Genomic DNA, 12,232 nt, shown 5'->3' with positions numbered 1-12,232 from the left:
TAAACTGTAACCCCTCGATGATCGACGGATGGAGCACCGATCTTGATAATTCGATTGGAGCCCAACCCATCACCTCGAGGAGTTCAAGGAATGCTAAGCGGCAAGAAAGTTCTCGCAGAAGCTGGCTTGGTCCTAGCATCCAGCTCAGGCTTCATCGGCGCCAGAATGATTGATGCCCACGAGTCCGTTTATCTGATTCTCTTTTGGCGGTTTGCTCTCGCCGCACTGTTGTTGTCCCCGTGGCTAGCCGTGGCAATACTTCGAGGACTAGCGCTCCGCGAGATTGCCAATCAAGCTTTCATTGGCTTCCTAGCGATGTTCTGCTTCATCACCTTGGCAGTAAAGGCCGTCGCCACAGGCGTTCCCGCATCGACGGCCGCGTTGATCACTGCGTTGCAGCCATTGGCGACGGCTATCTTTGCGGGGCCTATATTGGGCGAGAAGGTCTCTATCAGGCAGTGGCTAGGGCTAATGATTGCTCTCGCAGGCATAGCACTGGCCACCGGAGGAGCGGTCGGTCATGCTCCGGTTTGGGGTTACGGATTGGCGCTGGTCGCCACTATATGTTTTGTGTTGGCGACGCTTATTTCAAAGCTAACCACAGACTCTATGCCCATCTGTTCAGCCTTGGCGATCCAAAGCGCCGTCTCTGCAGTTTGCATACTTCCGCTTGCCATTGTGAACGGAGGGATCGCTCCGCAGTTGACAGCTGAATTTGCGACTATCGTGCTTTGGTTTGTCGTCGTCACGACCGGAGCAGGTTATGGTCTCTACTGGCTCTGCCTGCGTCAGAGCACGGCCAGTCACGTTGCAAGGCTGACCTATCTTACTCCGCCAGTCACCGCTGTATGGGCGTACTTGATGTTCGGCGAACCGACGACGGTCAGCGCAACTCTAGGACTTCTGGTATGCGTTGTCGCGGTATTCCTAATTGAGAGTGAGTTCTCTACTCGCAAGATGCTCCCTTGTGAGAGGTAGACAGCTTCCCTTTACCTGCCCGCCCAAACAGGCTTGCGGCAAATACTGCGGCACCGGCGCTTCGTTGGCAGCATGACCAGCCAATGGTTTGATGGTTTAGCTGTCGCGCTCATGCCCTGGAGATTGCGGCTAGACTAGAACGTACGGCCGCATGTCCGTCTCTCTTCCGGTGCGGTGGCTCTCCCCTACACTGCGTGTCCGACGGTTACACGGGCGTACCGAACCGATCCTGACCGCAGGAGCACGAGCCGTGGCAGATTATAGGAAACATTTGTAGGCATCCACGTCGCGAAGCCGAAAAGCGACATCGCGGAAACAGGCCGGGGAGGCCTTATTGTCGCTGTCATAGAAGAAGGTCACTGGCACATCGAAAGCGGTACCCAACTCAATGTCGGGGTTGCCGGCGCTGCGCTGCTTCTTGCCGCTGATCTGTTCATTGTTCATTCCGGTGACCCGACCTTCAATCGGAACGCCCCCGACCGGGCCGGTCGGAGTCGCTTTTCGTCCGCAATGTACCGCGGAAGTTTCGTGTGGATTGTCAGATGGGGCGCTGTGTCCTCTACGCTCCCGCAGCCGCTCTTCTGCGATTTGCCCGTTGATGCCGCGCTCAATCGAACAGTGCATCGATTCGCTTGCGCTCGCCCCACACGCATCACCACCAGTCCCGCCAATGAACGATGAATCATACTCATTGTCCCTGCGGTGAAGTCAGTCGATCTCTCGTGGTTATTACCTACAATGCCTGCTTGCTCTGCTACTCTGCCGCAGTCAGACCATCCCGACCGGCTTAGCCGCTTGATCATTGGATCAGCCAAAGGCCAGCCGCCTGTCGGTCGCCGAAGAGGAGCACGCTGCTAAGGCTGTGCAGTGCCGGGCCCACACGTACAACGGCCTCCCTTCAGATAAGGCAAGGAATAGGAGTGTCTCTCGGACGCTTTACGCATGCAATCGACGTCCAACCAAGGACCTGTACAAGTCTTCCCGTTGTCGAAACGCCCCGGCTGTTCTGTCACGGTGCATTTGCACAACCCTGCGAAATGCGTCGCCGGCCACGTCGCGTGATAGCGCGCGATGGATCATATCCGTCCAAATAATCGGGGGTTACCATGCGAGCTGAAATAAAGAGCGCCGAGACAGTCAGCGCACCTGTTCCACACTGCAATCAGACAGAGGGACAATGCTTCTGCGCACAACCTGCTCTCAACGTTCGACGAACTAGACAGAGAGGGACTGTTATCACGCTGTCTTTGGCAGCCTGCCTGATCGGCACTTCAGCCCAAGCGCAGACTGTAGCGGCGTCAAACTCGCAGAGTGATAGTTCGGATAAGATCGCGAAAACAAGAACTCAACAAAAGGCCGACAAGGCTAAAAAGAAGGACAATCAGTATCAGAAGACTGTCGTAGCAAATCAGAAGGCGGACGATCCTTTCGCAAAATTCAATAACCTCACTGAAAAGGGAATGGAAGTCGGCATCCCAGGTCCCGCCGATACCGTCACTCAGGATATAGGCGGTGTAAGGTCCGCGTTGGCTAGCGTCGGGGTCGGCTATGTCGCCTGGACACAAAACACTTTTGTGGACAATGTTCTGCCCAATGCCGCCAAAAGCACGATCGCCAATCAACTATACAGCGGACAAAATCCGACGTTCTACACCTCCAACTACATGATGGTGACTTACGATCTCAGCCGATATGGGATTCCCGATGGTCAAGTTATCGTGGGGACAGAGCGACAATGGGCGACATGGAACCCTGTGCTGCCTGATAGATGGGGAATCAATGAGATTGCCTACTATCAAACCTTTTTCGATAGGAAACTTGAACTCAAGGTGGGCTACCTCAGAAACTCAAATGAGTTCGGAGTCTCGTTGGCTTCAGCAAATGCGGGGGCAAACGTTTTCGGGCCTTCGGGAAGCATCCTCTATCAAGGAGGCATGAGCAGCAACCAGGCGCCAACACCAGCTATCAACCTGAAGCTGAACGTTGATGGCAACTGGTACGATAAGATTTCGTTTCAACGGGCCATCAGTCCCGACGGAGTAGCCACATACATAAATCAAAATCCGACGGGCTTGGATTGGCGCACGCCTAACGCGGGCCTTCTGGTGCTTAATGAGTTTGGCTATCAGGGCAAAGCTGCGCCCGGGTCCCCCCAGACGGTGTTCCGCGCGGGGGCCGGATTTAACAACAGCAGCTACACGAACCTAGAATATCCAAAGCAGCCAAGGGCTGATGAGAACGGATTCTATTACCTGACTTTCGATCAGCAGCTCTGGCAGAGTAACGTGCGGAGCTCGGCGTCTCACGGCATCTACGGTGGTTTCTCCGTGATGTACGCTCCGCCCGATCTAAACACGGTCAGTCAGTATTATGAAGTTCGTCTCTATTCAAAAGGACTTTTTGAAAGTCGTCCTGATGATCAAATCTCTCTTGTCGTCACCGACACCGTGTGGAGCAACTTTGCGGTGGCCGCCGCCGCGGCTCAGGGGAAGCTTGTTCACAGCGACAGTAAAGGGATCTCTGCAACATATAGCGCGCACTTAGCGCCTGGAATATATACGAGCGTAGGCCTCTCGTACATCAATAACCCGACCGCCATCACGTACACTCCACCAATAGGGCACGCCCTGAACTTCTCCGTGACCACATCCATATTCTTCTAGGTTCTCAGGGGCTGAATCAATCAAGGGCTGGACTAAAGGGCGGCACCGAGTGCTCGAGCGTAGGTCGTGATCAACGAGGAGGACGACATCAGCGGCATCACCTCGGTGCCGCTGATTCATTCCGACGGTGCCTCTGGATCTGACAATGCGAAGCCATGATTTGGAGGTTAGCCACTGGGTCGCCCTACCCGCGGTCGGCGCTTCACGAGTGACGTTACCGTTACCTTCGCCCATGCAGGACGCGCCTTCGACTGGCCGGCTCTGCCTTTGCCGGCTAGACGTCCAACCCTCTGGGTTACTGTGAGTGATGTCAGATTCCATTCTTCCCTCCATCCAGGGGACTTGCCCTGACGCAAGCTGGTCGCATTGCCGCAGGGCATACTTCGAAGTGGTGGGCAGCGCTCGACGCGGCGCGGACACTCAACCCACGTGCAATTTTGCCAATCGCCAAAGCCCAAAGCGGCCTGTCGGATCGATCTGCTGTTCGAAATTGAGCGAGATATCCATGGGTTGAGTGCTGAGGAGCGACTGTGGGTCCGCCACGAAAGAGGTGTGCCACTGCTAAGCGATCGCAAGGCTTGGCAGCACGTAGAACGTGCCTGCAGCTTGGCTTAGACGGATGCGATCATTTCGTTCTTCTCCTCACTTCCACCCTGCCTGGTCCAGGCGTGCGCGCCCCTCCCCCGCCCAATTGGCATTACTTCCCAGTCAATGATGGACGCGCGATGAACTGCTCAAAGGGACCTGTTCATCGATCTGGAAGACGCCCGTGCCAAGATCGCCGATCCGCCGTGTCGAATACAATATCTGCCGATCTCACTCGTCGCTGAGATATCCCACACGACCTATGCCGCCCCCTCTGCAACGAGCGGACAGCTACGCGACACGAGCAGATCCGCCGATCGTTCCTCGCGCCAAACCCGCCATTTAGCGTACAAGAACGCCGACACTCCGCTACCGATAAATTCGAGCGCAAAGCCACAACCAGTCTGATCCGCGCCAACTCTGCGATGCCAGCGTTGTCGTGTGCGACCATCGACACCGAGGACACTTCCGAAGACGGCGGTCGGGATTGTAAAGACTAGGATAAGTTATCGTAAATGGCTGGTGCTCTTCTTGACGCATGGGCGTACGAAAAATATCGTCCGACTCTATGAACAAGATGCTTGAACGTAGGCATCACTTGCGGCTGCACGGCTGCGCACAACGCGAATAATCCGCGCGGGATCTATCTGTAGATTATGTGCGGGGAACTGCAGGGTTCGGATTGGAGATCAATTCAGGCAACGGAGGAGGTGTGCCGCTCAAAAGCCTCACGGCTGTTAGAATTGGAATGGAGGTCGAGGTGTTTCATAAGGCAGACGGAACCGACGTCTGGCTGAGGACTACGGCAAAGTTGCCGTATCTGTGCCTAGCCGGCGTTGTCGAATCTCGGGAGGACTACGCCGCGATCCGGTCGAGGCTGAGCCGGGCCCATCAGCGAGTCTCAGGCATCGCCTCTGACGACGCCTTTCTGGTTCGTGAATTGGAGGGCGGCGGCGCCTTAGTCTTCTGTGCCCGACCAGACAAGAGTTGTGCGTTGCTTCTGTTGGGAAAGTTTGAACGCGGCCAGGAGACACGAAAGCCATGTGCTGTTCTCGAGAGCCTCGTCGCCGTCATCGAGAAAAGCGTACTCGCACTTAGCCGGCAGGCCGGCGCCGTCATCCGTCTGAATGTCGTCCAGCCAGAACTCGCTATGCGTGCGGAATGAAGGAGATGCATATCGTCTTCATCGACACCACTTGGGGCGGCGTTGAGACCATGCGCCTCGCCAAGCAACGGGGATTGCGCGTCTCCTTGATCAGGTCTGGCTATCGCGACGATCGTTTCCGGACGGAGCGCGTCCAGCGAATAGTTTCGACACTAGACACAGTCATCACGATCTCGGCCACCACCGTAGAGACGGCAGTGTTACGCAGCTTGCAGCAGATCGCCGCAATCGCACCGATCGACGCCGTCATCTCCGAATTCGAGGCGTGCGTTGACGTCGCAGCCCGTGTCTGTGCCCGGCTAAGTATTCCGTTTACAAGCGCGTCTGCGGTAGCGGCGGCACGCGACAAGGCTCGCGCGCGCGAAATCATCCAATCCGCTGGCCTGCGCTGCCCCAGATTCCGTCAGGTGGTGACGCCGCGACAGGCTCGCGCAGCGGCGGAAGCCATCGGTGTCCCAGTCGTGGTCAAGCCGCGGACTGGCTATTATAGTCTGCTCGCCGCGGTCGCACCAACGTCAACCGATGCCGAACGTGCGGCTCAGAACCTCCTATCCGGCATTGATGCCTTGCCTGTACACCTGCAAGCCCAATTTCGCAAAGGAATCCTCGTCGAGGAGCATCTTATCGGCCCATTGGTATCTGCGGAGATTGGTGTGCGGGACGAAAAATTCTATCATTTTATGGTGTCCGATCACCCACGCGCACGCGAAGACGAATGTATCGAGATGGGAGCGTCGATGCCCGCCGATCTCACACAGGATCAGATCAAGTCTTGCTTCCAGTATGCGGAAGCAGTGGCCCGGGAGCTGGGTTTCGACATGGGGATCTTTCACGTTGAGATGATTGCAACGGAACAAGGCCCCGTCCTGGTTGAGATGAATTCCCGCGTTATGGGTGGCGTTATGCCGTCAGTATATCACCACCTGACGGGTGAATGGATTCAGGAGCGGTTGCTGGATATTCATCTTGGCTTTCCAATCCGCGACGTCCCACCGCAGTATTCCGGCTACGTCTCTGCCCGCAACATCATGCCGGGCCGCGACGCGGCGCTCGCTGACCGGATTGATCTGTCGTGGTTGACGGAATATAGCGAAAATTTGATCGAGTTCGATCCACATCGCCTCGAACCGAGCATCGAAGTCCGACGGAAAGAGATTCTCGGCTGGTACCATTTGCGAGCGGACTCCTTTACGGAGGCGAATATGGTAGCCAATACCGTCCTCCGCCGCTTCGAGGCATCCATAGGCGTTCCGTTGCTTCATTGAGCGGCAGCTTTGCTTGTTTCGCCAAAGCCCTCGGTTGGAGGACTAGCAACGTCAAAGTAATGAGGGCGCGGGCGACCTCGCCATCCGCGAGGCCCGCATCGACCAGAGGCCCGGTCCGCACGATCTTCACACCCGGCCAACCAGCAGCGTTGCCGTCGCTTTTGTTCGTGACGTCATTATCTTGACTCGTTCCCTTGCGGCACGAACCAAGCTCAATGGCCGCACCGACTTTACGGCCATCCTGTGCATCCCCCTATCACATTGGGTAGGGCTTACTCAGTAAAAACGCTCTCTATACTGGTCGACCGGACGGGGAGAGCTCGCCTGGCGAAGAGCGCGCTTCGCGAGTACCGATATGCCGATGAAGAGGAAGCCGTGTTGTCTGTCACGCTTAATAGTTTAGCGGGTATGCAAGACGAGCTGTCCGGTCGGTTGCGACCAATAATCCTATATTACGGGACCGACAGGGATTATGTATGCCTGCTGCGATATATTCTCGAGACAGCCGGCTTCGGGCTTCGTGTCGTCATCTTCGATGAAGAGTGTAAACGAGCATTAGAAGAGGCTCTGCCCGATATCATTCTGATCGACTGCAGCCAAGTCGACTTCACACAGGGCACACTCCGCGAATTTAATCTGCTTTGTAGTTTCGAAAGGCCGATCGTAATTTTGATAAGTGATGCAATCCAGCAAGATCACGGCAATCTCACTTTGCAGCAAGAAGGCTTCGAAGTCTTGCCGCGGGCCACGCCGCCGGAACGCCTCATCGGCATATTGCACTCGATATTGGCGCGGCCGTCCGCCAGAAAGCTTCTGATCTTCGAGGATATCGAGCTCGATCCCATCGGCTTTCGCGTCTGTCGCGCCAAGCAAGAGCTCCGGCTTGCGCCAACCGAATTCCGCTTGCTGCGCTATCTAATGAGCGAACCAAGCCGCGTCTTCACCCGCGACCAACTCGTTCGCGCCACGTGGCTGAAGAATGTTTTCGTAGGCTCGCGGACTGTCGATGTCCATGTAGCGCGTCTACGCCGAGCGCTCAACGGGATGCCCCGGCGCAAGCTGATCCGGACTGTCCGCGGCGTCGGTTACGCGCTGACCTGAGACCAAAGCCGCGCGGCCCACAATCGCCGCGATGACGAAAGTGAGGGGCCGTTATGCAACGGCTGCGGTCACCACAGACCATAGCTTTGCAGTTTGCTTGCAATAGGCTTTTGGCAAGTGGACGTGCTCATGTAATGATACCATTACAAGTGCTACGTAAGCCTCCGGGCACTTCCAGGCGGTCGCTGATTTGCTGGTGCATTGTTGGTCGAACTGCCAATGGAATCGCGTGGGCGGCAAGCGGTGAACCCAAAAATTGCCGATGGGTGCGGAGAACTGGTCGCTCGACACTGGACGCCGGCCTCGCATCGTTACGGCACTCCGCTGCAACAACGAGCACGCTCCCGTCGCCGCGCCGCACTCGATCGCGTCTTGTTCTGCTTTTCAGACGTCTCCGGTTGAACACGTCTAGGTCCGAACAAGGTAAGCGGAGACACAATCCGCTGGCTCCGAAAGAAGCAGAGCGCTGTATCCTTTAGAAAGATGAGCACAGCGTCTTTGGCGGCATGCCGATCGCTGACGACACGGTGATGAACCTCGCCAAACAGGACTTCCGAGGAGTGAAACAATGCTCAGTTATCAGATGCTTCCAGACAACAAGCGTGTAGAGAATGAGAAGGCCATCGTACCAAAAGTGCTTGAATTCGTAAGACAACTAAAGATTGGTCTTATATACGGCCCGATATCTCCAGAAGATCATCCATATTACCGCCGCGCTCTGCTATCTGGCCCAGCGAAAGGAATGTCTGTCACAAGTGTAGCTTCGACCCTCGCCGAAGAGGGGTTCAGTATTGAGATCATCAATCCTGATCTGTTTGGCTTCATTGATCGGCTCAAGAATATTGACTTTGCCCTGATCATGATCCACGGCCCTCACGGGGAGGACGGAAAGATGCAAGGTCTTCTCGACTATCTACGTATCCCCTATCTAGGACCATCTGTATTGCCGAGTGCCATCTGCAATTCGAAGACGACTTGCAAAACAATGGTACGGTCCTTGGGTATTTCAACTCCCAGTTCGACAACGCTACTACCTCGTTCGGCAAAAGCTATTGGTGACCTCATCTCAAGCAGCGGCCTGACTTTCCCCGTCATGCTCAAGGGTGACACTGGCGGCAGTAGCGTGGGAATGGCACAGTGCAACAACGTGGACGAAGTCGTGTCTCGGATTTCAACTGTCGATCCGAAGACGCCCTATTTCTGCGAATCGTTTGTGAAAGGGCGCGTCTGCACTGTCTCACTGATACAGCTCGGCACAGAGATGTTCTGCACGGAGCCAATCGAAGTCGAGACAGAGCGCGCGTTTTATGACGAGATCAGCAAATTGGAGGGTGGAAGCTCGGGCGCTGCTGTTCGTTTTCATTGTCCTGCTCGCCTTTCAAAATTGGCGGCTGAGAAATGTATGAAGGATGCACGCTCGATCGCGGAGCAACTCCAGCTCACTGTCCACGGCCGGGTCGACTTTATAGTATCGGATGATGAATCCGCTCACTTCTTGGAAGTCAATACTCTACCAAGTCTAAGTTCGGCGGCGACCTTTGCGAAGGGAGGATTGACGTTAGGCTTTTCATACCCGGAATTGCTGCTGCTCCTAATAAGAGCGTCATTAATCAACGAAATCGATGCCGTGTATTCTGGTCAGTATGAAAGAGCATTGTGATCACGAAAATACCGACGCCAGAAAAACGTAAGCTTATCGATTCGTGCGCGCCGTTTGGCGCTCCTCCGTTGTGCTGCGCCAAGTTATCGAGGAATCTAGCTGACGTGCCGCCGTCTGCATCAGTCGGCACCGCGGGTAAGAGCCCATCCACCGTGGTCTCTGCCACGGAAGTTGGTCTTCTCTTACCCGGCGGCTGTCCCGATCCGAATGCTCCCCTCGATACGCTCGCCGACGGAGCAACCGCCGTATCGGGTCGTTCGCCTATCTTTGGGACGGCGGCGGCGGCTACTTAGCACAACTGCCGCCCCGCCACTGAATTTTCCATGCTGCAGCGGTTAGAACCTCGGAGCCCCTGATCGATCCTTGTTTCGACTCGAAAACTATCAATTGTTGTAGATTGGCACCGGATAAGTCAGACTTTACGTTGAGTGCCGCGATAACTTCAGGACACATACCGACCATGCCTCCTCCCACAACATCCGCGCCTGAATCGATTGCACACGATTACAAGTTCAAATCTTGGAATGGCGTTTCCGTCTATTATACTGAAGATGCAAATGGCGGCGGCGTTTATCTAGCCGATGATTTTCTCGATCTGTTCAGTTGCTTTGAAGTGAGGCCCCGGTTTCGACGCATGTTTGAATGGTGCTCCGGTCCTGCATTTATCGGATATTCGATGTTGGCTAGTCAAATTTGCGAGAGCCTGTGTCTTGCCGATATTTATCAACCCGCCATTGATGCCGCGCAATATACCGCGCGCAAGAATGATATCGAAGATCGTGTGACAATTTATCAAGGCGACGGGCTCTTGGCATTGCCAGAATCTGAGAAGTTCGACCTCGTCGTTGGTACTGGACCTCACTTTGCTGAGCGCAACATGCTGGAGTACAGCCACAATCTCGAGCCGCGTATATATCTAGACGACAAGTGGCGTCTGCGTCGCCAGTTTTTCTCGGGCATACGCAAACATCTTGAGCGAGATGGTCTCATAGTTTTAAACGAAAATTTGAAAGGCTCACATATCGATACTTTCAAGCCTATGATTGAGGCGGCGGGGCTTAAGATATCTGGATGGCAGTTGTCGCGACGATTCAGTGCCTTGTATTGGTATTTATTCATTATGCGCGACGATTCAAAAATGCAGCTTCAGATGTGCACTCAGGGCGACGATCTTGTACTAAGACTGGATTCGACGGTTGAATAAGCTTGGTACTGTCCAGTCAAATTTGGCAACTGATGTTACGCAGGCTCTGCAAAAAGTGCCGGAAATAGTCGACCGTTAAGAAGCCGGATTGAGCTGAGCTGGAGAGTTGAGCGTGCGCCAGAGCGAGACCAACAATAGGCGCAAAAGTTCTCTGAACCAGGCGAGGATGCGACGGAGGTTGTGTCCGACGGCGGAGAGGACGACGTTTGCCGCATCGCCGGCGCGGCCCTTGAGGTAGCACCGGCCGAGGTGTCCTTCGGCTTTGAGGTGTCCGATGATGGGCTCAATGGCGGAGCGGCGGCGCAGCTCACGCTTGATGGCGCCGAAGACACCGCGCTTCTGGCCGGAGATGAAGACGCGACGGGGATTTTGCGCGTCGTGGCCGCGGTAGCCCTTGTCGACATAGGCCCGCTCGATCGCACAGCCGGTAAGTGTCTCGGTGCGGTCCATAACGTCCCGCAACGTGTGACCGTCGTAAGGGTTGTCGGGCAGCGACCTGGCATGCAGCACGAACAGGCCACCGGGGGCGCGGCGATTGTTGGTAACGATGGAGGCCTTCACGCCGAACTCGTAAGGCGCGGCGGCCTTGCCCTTGCCGATGCACTCCACCTCCGGGGCATGGAAAGAATAAAGCTTGAAGCCGCGCTGGCGCTGCTGCTGCGAGCGGATCTGCGTGGCCCGGCCAAGCGGGAGGGCGAACGCCTCCTCCAGCGTCGCCTGGCCTTCGATCTTGCGGCGGATGTCGCGGATGATCCTCCCCAGCCGGCTGCGCAGGATACGCAGCTGCCGCTGATGCCGGTTGAACTGTTTGGCATGAGCGTAACGGCCCGCCATCATCGCCGCGCTTTTGGCCACGCGACAATAGGATTGCCGCAGCCTGACCCCGTGTTTCCTCGCCAGGCGGTTCAGCCCCCGGATCGCTGCATGCAGCAGTTTGGCATCGGTCGGGAAGCTGATGGCCTTCGGTTGCACTGTGGTGTCGACCGTGACCCGCTTGAGGTCCTGGCTGCGCAACGCACCGGTCTCGTGCGCCACCCGAAGGCTCTCGGCCAACAACCGCTCCAGCTTGTCACCGAGCCGCTTGCGCCAATGGCTCAGGTCCGAGCGCTCGTGCGGGAAAACGTGCTGGAAAAATTCTTCGCCGGTGAAGAACTGGAAGTACGGATCGTGCACCCAGCGCTCGCACACCCCCTCATCGGACAGCCCGTAAATGTGCTTGAGCAACAGCAGCCCGATCATGAAGCGGGTCTCGATCCCCGGCCTGCCATTCTCGCTGTAGAGCGGGGCGATCTCGCTGTCGATCCAGTCCCAGTCGATCTTGCCGGCAAGCAGAACCAGCTCGTGCTTCATGTTGATGATCTGGTCCAACCGTGCCCGGAACAGATCGTTCGATCCTGTCGTCTTGTGCTTCTTCGGCCGCATCGTCCCTCCGGTGCACCACAGAAGCACGGTTCACAGTGGACAGGAATCCACAAAACGAATTTGCAGGGTTTGCGGCCATCAAGCCTCAAATCCCTGCAATCTCAAACGCCATCAAATCCCAAAAACAGACTCCTGCTCAACCGCTTACAGGCTTGTTCACAGTCGACGAAATAAAAGCCAGCCTCTGAT

The 12,232-nt window shown here is 55.9% G+C and carries 9 protein-coding genes; 7 read left to right on the top strand and 2 right to left on the bottom strand.

Going from position 1 to position 12,232, the window contains the following annotated elements:
- Window positions 1-90: 90 nt before the first annotated feature.
- On the top strand, window positions 91-978 hold the full coding sequence (locus tag XH92_RS17425; RefSeq protein WP_194460299.1) for a DMT family transporter: 888 nt from the start codon (window positions 91-93) through the stop codon (window positions 976-978).
- 258 nt (window positions 979-1,236) lie between these two features.
- Here XH92_RS17425 and XH92_RS43895 read toward each other — a convergent pair whose 3' ends face one another.
- Window positions 1,237-1,422, bottom strand: a complete 186-nt coding sequence (locus XH92_RS43895) for a hypothetical protein (protein WP_194460298.1) — start codon at window positions 1,420-1,422, stop codon at window positions 1,237-1,239.
- A 662-nt stretch (window positions 1,423-2,084) separates the two neighbouring features.
- On the opposite strand from XH92_RS43895, the gene XH92_RS17415 reads away from it, so the two are divergent.
- From XH92_RS17415 to XH92_RS17390, 6 genes are all read left to right on the top strand, one after another.
- Window positions 2,085-3,641: a carbohydrate porin gene (locus XH92_RS17415; protein ID WP_194460297.1), complete on the top strand. Its 1,557-nt coding sequence runs from the start codon at window positions 2,085-2,087 to the stop codon at window positions 3,639-3,641.
- Between the two features lie 1,267 nt (window positions 3,642-4,908).
- Window positions 4,909-5,391 carry a hypothetical protein gene (locus XH92_RS17410; protein WP_246788468.1) on the top strand — a complete coding sequence of 161 codons (483 nt, stop codon included), beginning with the start codon at window positions 4,909-4,911 and terminating at the stop codon, window positions 5,389-5,391.
- A gap of 5 nt (window positions 5,392-5,396) precedes the next feature.
- Window positions 5,397-6,656, top strand: a complete 1,260-nt coding sequence (locus tag XH92_RS17405; protein WP_194460296.1) for an acetyl-CoA carboxylase biotin carboxylase subunit family protein — start codon at window positions 5,397-5,399, stop codon at window positions 6,654-6,656.
- Window positions 6,657-7,034: 378 nt separating this feature from the next.
- Window positions 7,035-7,757: a winged helix-turn-helix domain-containing protein gene (locus XH92_RS17400; protein ID WP_194460295.1), complete on the top strand. Its 723-nt coding sequence runs from the start codon at window positions 7,035-7,037 to the stop codon at window positions 7,755-7,757.
- A gap of 568 nt (window positions 7,758-8,325) precedes the next feature.
- Window positions 8,326-9,417, top strand: a complete 1,092-nt coding sequence (locus XH92_RS17395; protein WP_194460294.1) for a hypothetical protein — start codon at window positions 8,326-8,328, stop codon at window positions 9,415-9,417.
- 460 nt (window positions 9,418-9,877) lie between these two features.
- Window positions 9,878-10,621 carry a hypothetical protein gene (locus XH92_RS17390; RefSeq protein ID WP_194460293.1) on the top strand — a complete coding sequence of 248 codons (744 nt, stop codon included), beginning with the start codon at window positions 9,878-9,880 and terminating at the stop codon, window positions 10,619-10,621.
- A 75-nt stretch (window positions 10,622-10,696) separates the two neighbouring features.
- Here XH92_RS17390 and XH92_RS17385 read toward each other — a convergent pair whose 3' ends face one another.
- Window positions 10,697-12,043 (bottom strand): IS5 family transposase, encoded by a 1,347-nt coding sequence (locus tag XH92_RS17385; RefSeq protein ID WP_028343449.1) that lies wholly within the window; start codon window positions 12,041-12,043, stop codon window positions 10,697-10,699.
- Window positions 12,044-12,232: the final 189 nt, after the last annotated feature.

The organism is Bradyrhizobium sp. CCBAU 53421 (genome assembly GCF_015291625.1).
Lineage (GTDB): Bacteria > Pseudomonadota > Alphaproteobacteria > Rhizobiales > Xanthobacteraceae > Bradyrhizobium.
The sequence above is the reverse complement of the archived record's forward strand: the minus strand, read 5'-3'. Positions and strand labels throughout refer to the sequence as shown.

What these genes read in the sequence shown, in the direction of transcription:
- XH92_RS17385 (WP_028343449.1), bottom strand. Translation starts at nt 12,043, where the DNA reads ATGCGGCCGAAGAAGCACAAGACGACAGGATCGAACGATCTGTTCCGG.
- XH92_RS43895 (WP_194460298.1), bottom strand. Translation starts at nt 1,422, where the DNA reads ATGAACAATGAACAGATCAGCGGCAAGAAGCAGCGCAGCGCCGGCAAC.
- XH92_RS17405 (WP_194460296.1), top strand. Translation starts at nt 5,397, where the DNA reads ATGCATATCGTCTTCATCGACACCACTTGGGGCGGCGTTGAGACCATG.
- XH92_RS17395 (WP_194460294.1), top strand. Translation starts at nt 8,326, where the DNA reads ATGCTCAGTTATCAGATGCTTCCAGACAACAAGCGTGTAGAGAATGAG.
- XH92_RS17390 (WP_194460293.1), top strand. Translation starts at nt 9,878, where the DNA reads ATGCCTCCTCCCACAACATCCGCGCCTGAATCGATTGCACACGATTAC.
- XH92_RS17425 (WP_194460299.1), top strand. Translation starts at nt 91, where the DNA reads ATGCTAAGCGGCAAGAAAGTTCTCGCAGAAGCTGGCTTGGTCCTAGCA.
- XH92_RS17415 (WP_194460297.1), top strand. Translation starts at nt 2,085, where the DNA reads ATGCGAGCTGAAATAAAGAGCGCCGAGACAGTCAGCGCACCTGTTCCA.